Annotated in this window: 4 protein-coding genes; all 4 read left to right on the top strand. The window is 69.4% G+C overall.

Annotated elements, in window-relative coordinates:
• The coding region (locus tag WBA11_RS07880; protein WP_424520149.1) for a hypothetical protein at nt 1-300 on the top strand (300 nt) is incomplete at its 5' end.
• Nucleotides 301-561: 261 nt separating this feature from the next.
• Nucleotides 562-1,344, top strand: coding sequence for a glutaminyl-peptide cyclotransferase (locus WBA11_RS07875; RefSeq protein WP_424520148.1), 783 nt, complete (start codon nt 562-564; stop codon nt 1,342-1,344).
• Between the two features lie 122 nt (nt 1,345-1,466).
• Nucleotides 1,467-2,510 (top strand): Gfo/Idh/MocA family protein, encoded by a 1,044-nt coding sequence (locus tag WBA11_RS07870; protein WP_424520147.1) that lies wholly within the window; start codon nt 1,467-1,469, stop codon nt 2,508-2,510.
• Between the two features lie 138 nt (nt 2,511-2,648).
• Nucleotides 2,649-5,517, top strand: a 2,869-nt coding sequence (locus WBA11_RS07865) for an alpha-mannosidase (RefSeq protein ID WP_424520146.1), incomplete at its 3' end; no start/stop codon positions are given.

Below are 5,517 nucleotides of genomic sequence, written 5' to 3'. Positions count from 1 at the left end.
GCCGACGCGACCGGGCGCGGTATTGAGGTCGTCGACAGCGACTTCGCCGAGGCCACCGTCGGCGTCCGAGCTGCCCACCGGCTCACCGCGTCCGGGTACGACCTCGAGGTCGCGCTGCCGTGGTCGTTCTTCAACGGCCGCTCGGACGCACCGCTCGAGGGCGTCCGGCTCAACCTCGCCGTCGCGGACCGCGACGCGCCCGACGAGTCGCCGCGCGTGTTCTTCTGGCGCCCCGCGTGGGAGTCCGGCGACGACTACCCGTGGTCGGGCGTCCTCGAGGTCGAGGAGATCCACCGGTGAACGCTGGGTGGCCTGATTGAAGGGGTTTACAAGAGGGCTAGCGGAGGCGGACGACACGTGAGTACGTCCGGACGAACAGAGCTAACCTTCGTCACGACGTCCGCCTGTCTCGGCGGTCGGGATCTCCTGGTCTAGGGTCATACGCAAAACGTCTCTCCCGTTGTCTGGCCCTCGAGGACGCGTCGTTCCGAGACCCCTCGCTGTTGCATGAGCCGCCCTCGACGAAACAAACGAGCCCGACACCCCGCGCCAAAGCGGTCGATGTGGCCGTTGGCGGTGGGGATCGCCGTCACCGCGTTCGCGGCGTTGGTATGGCTCCGGTCCGAACCCGACGCCGACCTCGAGGCCGAGCGCACGCCGGTCCTGAGCCCGGCCGTCGTCGCCCGCTACCCCCACGACCCCAGCGCGTTCACACAGGGTCTCTTAATCGAGGACGACGAGCTGTGGGAGAGCACCGGCTTGTACGGCGAGTCCACGCTGCGCCGTGTCGACCTCGAGTCCGGCCGCGTCCTCGATTCGCTGAGTCTGGGCGAGGCCTACTTCGGCGAGGGCCTGGCCGCCCTCGATGGCAGGCTCTACCAGCTCACGTGGAAGGAGGGGACCACGTTCGTGTACGACGCCGAGACGATGGCGCCGCTCGACACGCTGGGCCTGTGGGGCGAGGGCTGGGGACTCGCCGAGGACAGCTCACAACTGATCTGGAGCGACGGCTCCGACCGGCTGCGCTGGATCGACCCGGCGTCGTGGAGCGTCACGAGAGAGGTCTCGGTGCGCGACCAAGGACAGCCGGTCCGCGGCCTCAACGAACTCGAGGTCGTCGACGGGCTCGTCTACGCCAACATCTGGGGCACGGGCCGCATCGCCGTCATCGACCCCGCCGACGGTCGCGTGGCGCGGTGGCTCGACTTCACGTCGCTCGACCTCCAGCACCGCGGCGCTGGGGCTGACGTGATGAACGGGATCGCCCACGACCCCGCGACAAACCGGCTCCTGCTGACGGGCAAGCTCTGGCCGACGGTCTACGCCGTCGAGGTCCCGCAGTAGCCGCCCTCGAGGGTGCCGTGTCTCTTCGACGGGCACCGCCGTCCTCGAGGGTGAAAGGTCACCGTGAGGGCGGCTCGAGGTCGCAGGGCGAGTCCCCCTCCTCCCATGAGGAGAGGAAGGGGATGCTCCGTAAGCCGACTGCGACGCGCCGTCCTCGAGGACGATCCGCCGCTGCGTACCGACCTTCCTACGAACCACTCGCCTGCACCATGAGCATCGTCCGCTGGGGGATCGTCGGGACCGGAAACATCGCGGGCGCCTTTGCCCGGGACGCGCCGTTCGCCGGAAACGCCCGAGTCGTCGCCGCGGCCTCGAGGTCGCAGGACCGCGCCGACGCGTTCGCAGCCGAGCACGACCTCGACCGAGCGCACGGCAGCTACGGCGCGCTCTTCGCCGACCCCGAGGTCGACGCCGTCTACGTCGCGACGCCCCACACGCTCCACGCCGAAAACACGACCGACGCGCTCCACGCTGGTAAGGCCGTCCTGTGCGAGAAGCCGCTTACCCCGACGCCCGCCGAGTCGAGAGCCGTCCTCGAGGTCGCGCGTGAGACCGGCGGCACGCTCGTCGAGGCGATGTGGACGCACTTCCTGCCCGCCGTCCGCACCGCTCTGGGGTGGGTTGCGGACGGCCGCATCGGGACGCTGCTTCATGTCAACGCCGACTTCGGCTTCAACCTCGGCTACGACCCCGAGAGCCGCCTCTACAACCCCGACCTGGCCGGCGGCGTGATGCTCGACGTCGGCGTCTACCCCGTCGCCCTGGCCTGGCTGTTCCTGCAGCAGCACCCGACCTCGATGGCCGTCGCCGGGCACCGTGCGCCGACCGGCGTCGAGGACGACGTGACGATGCGGTTCGACTACCCAGTCGCCACAGCGACGCTCTCCGCCTCGTTTCGAGGACGGCTCGCCAACGCCGCCTGGATCGTCGGGGACCAAGGCTCGATCGAGATCCCGGACTTTTTCCGCGCCCGCTCCTGCACGCTCCACCAGGGCGAAGAACGAGTCAACCACTTCGAGGACGACCGCCAGGGCTCGGGCTACGAGTTCGAGATCCGCTCCGTCAGCGACGACGTCCTCGAGGGCCGCCAGCAGTCGGCCGTCGTCCCGTGGGATGCGACGATAGCATTTCAGGACCACATGGCACAGGTCCTCGCGCTCATCTAGCCCGACCTCGAAGCCGACCGAAACAGAAACGGAGCGGTCTCGACACAGCGACTGCAAACGTTTTTATGTTCTCGGTACCGTCCCTCGTCCCCCGTGCATCCGGCCCCTCCGCTCACTGACATTCGCATCCAACGGAGGGTGAGCGAACTCGAACACCACCTCTACCCCGATCGGTGGCCGGTCGGCGGGTGGACGGTCTCGCGCGAGTGGCCCGGCGAGATCCCACGGCCCACGTTCGCCGACGACCTCGAGGGCTGGAACGAGCACGGCGACCTCGAGGGCGGAGACGCGTTCTCGGCCGCGCCGAAGGATGCCCAGACCTACTGGCTCGGCACGACGGCAACGGTCCCCGACGGCCTCGAGGGCGAGCGCGTCACGTTGCGGCTCCACACCGACGCCGAGTCGATGGTCTACGTCGACGGCCAGCCGTGGCAGGCGCTCGATGAGAACCGGGGGCACCTCGTCCTGTCCCAGTCGGGCGAGTCGGGTCGCGCGTACCGGATCGACGTCATGTTGTTCTCCGCGCGGGACCGCAAGCCGAAGTCGCTCACGGCCGAATGGGCGCGCGTCGACCTCGAGGTCGAGTCCTACCGCTTCGACCTGGTTGCCATCTTGGGCGTCGCCAAGACGCTAGACGACGACCTGACGGCGTCGCGGCTCCGACAGGCGTTGGTCACCTCGACGAACGCCATCGACTTCCACGGCGACTACGGGACGGTCGATGTCTCGCAGGCCGCCCGCGTCCTCGAGGCCGAGGTCGCCGCGCTCCGTGAGCGCGTGCCGGCACGGGACGCCGACGTCTGGCTCGTCGGCAACTCGCACATCGACGTCGCATGGCTGTGGACGTTGGCCGAGACGCGCGCCAAGATGGGCCGGACGACCGCGACGGCGCTCCGGTACCTAGACGAGCTGCCGGCGTACCGCTTCGCCCAGAGCCAGCCCCAACTCTACGAGTACCTCCGGCAGGACTTCCCGGACCTGTTCGAGCGCGTGAAAGAGCGCGTCGCCCAAGGGCGGTGGGAGATCGTCGGCGCGGCGTGGGTGGAGCCCGACTGCAACATCACGAGCGGCGAGTCCTTGGTTCGCCAGATCCTGCACGGGCAACGGTTCTGGCACGAACACTTCGGCCGGACCAGCAACGTCATGTGGCTGCCCGACACGTTCGGCTACGCGTGGGCGATGCCGCAAATCCTGCGCAAGAGCGGGATCGAGACGTTCGTGACCCAGAAGCTGACCTGGAACAGCCAGAACACCTTCCCCTACGGCCACTTCGACTGGCAGGGCGTCGACGGGACGAGGGTGCGGTGCACGTTCCCACAGATCTACGTCGCCCGCGTGCTGCCGGAGGAGATCGACCGGCACTACAAGCGGATCCCGGAGACCGACACGGTCGCGTCTCTCCTCTACCTCTACGGCTGGGGCGACGGCGGTGGCGGGCCGGTGCGCGAGGACATCGAGGTCGGCGAGCGGCTGGGCGCCGTCCCCGGCTTCCCGCGCTGCACGTTTGCGACGGCCGCCGACGCCCTCGAGTCGATCCGCGTCGAGGCCGACGGCCTCGTGGAGAAGACCGGTCGAGACGTCCCCGTCTGGAAGGGCGAGCTCTACCTCGAGTCCCACCGCGGCACGCTGACGACGCACGCACGCGTCAAGAAAGCCAACCGCGACTGCGAGCAGCGCCTGCGCGAAGCCGAGATCTGGGCGTCTGTCGCCACGGCCCAGACCAGCTACGACTACCCAACCGCCGACCTCGACGCGGCCTGGAAGCACGTCCTGCTCAACCAGTTCCACGACATCGTCCCCGGGACCAGCATCGCGCCGGTCTACGACGGCGCCCACGCCCGCTACGCCCAAGTCCTGGCGACGACCGACCGCGTCCTCGAGGACGCCCTCTCGGCACTTTTCGAGGACGCCGACGCCCAGACGCTCACCGTCACGAACAGCCTGGCCCACCCGGTCACCGATTGGGTCGAGGTCGACCACGAGCCTGAGGCCTACGTCCTCGAGGCCGACGGCACGCCCGTCCCCTGCCAGCGGACGCACGACGGCCGGCTCGGCTTCGAGGCGACGGTTCCCGCGCTCGGCTCGGCCACGTTCGTCCTCGAGGCCGGATCGCCCGACGCGCGTCCCGACCTCGAGGCCGAGCCTCAATCGCTCGCCTCGGACCGCTTCCGACTCACGTTCGGCGACGACGGCGCGGTCACGTCGTTGTGGGACGCCGATCTAGACCGCGAGTGGCTGAGCGGACCGGCCAACGTCTTTCAGACCTTCGACGACCGGCCCAACGCCTACGAGGCCTGGGACGTCGACGAGTGGTACGCGGAGAAGCCGCTCGGCCTGTTCTCGCTCCGCTCGAGCGACGTCCTCGAGGTCGGGCCGGTGCGGGCCGTCGTGCGGCAGGTCCACGAGACCCCGGCCGGCAGCCGGATTACGCAAGACGTGATCGTCTACCGAACCCTTCCGCGCGTCGACTTCGACACGACGGTCGACTGGCAGGAGCGGCGCGTGTTGCTCAAGGCCGCGTTCCCCATCGCCGTCCACGCGGCGCACGCGGCCTACGAGATCCAGTTCGGCACCATCGAGCGGCCGACGAACCGAAACACGACGTGGGAGCAGGCCCGCTTCGAGGTCGCCGCGCACAAGTGGACCGACGTGTCGGAGGGCGGCGGCGGCGTCAGCCTGCTCAACGACTCCAAGTACGGCCACGACGTCCTCGACGACGTGATGCGGATCACGCTCTTGCGCAACCCGGTCGTGCCGGACCCGCGGATGCCGTGGCAAGAGTTCGGGCTGCCCGGCCGCGAGGACGAGGTCACCTACACCGACACCGGCGAGCACCGCTTCCGCTACGCGCTCTTGCCCCACGCCGGCGACTGGCGAGCGGGGACGGTCCACCACGCGCGGGCATTCAACAGCCCGCTCCGCGTCACCGTCGGCGCCCGTGCGGCCTCGAGGCATGTCCTGAGCGTAGCCGAAGGGACGGCCGGGATCTCGGTCGAGGGCGTCAAGC

Origin of the sequence: Rubrivirga sp., from assembly GCF_049648075.1 — a bacterium.
In the GTDB taxonomy this organism is placed as follows: domain Bacteria; phylum Bacteroidota; class Rhodothermia; order Rhodothermales; family Rubricoccaceae; genus Rubrivirga.
The sequence above is the reverse complement of the archived record's forward strand: the minus strand, read 5'-3'. Positions and strand labels throughout refer to the sequence as shown.

Excerpts from the sequence above, each read along its gene's own strand:
- WBA11_RS07875 (WP_424520148.1), top strand. The coding sequence starts at position 562 with ATGTGGCCGTTGGCGGTGGGGATCGCCGTCACCGCGTTCGCGGCGTTG.
- WBA11_RS07870 (WP_424520147.1), top strand. The coding sequence starts at position 1,467 with ATGCTCCGTAAGCCGACTGCGACGCGCCGTCCTCGAGGACGATCCGCC.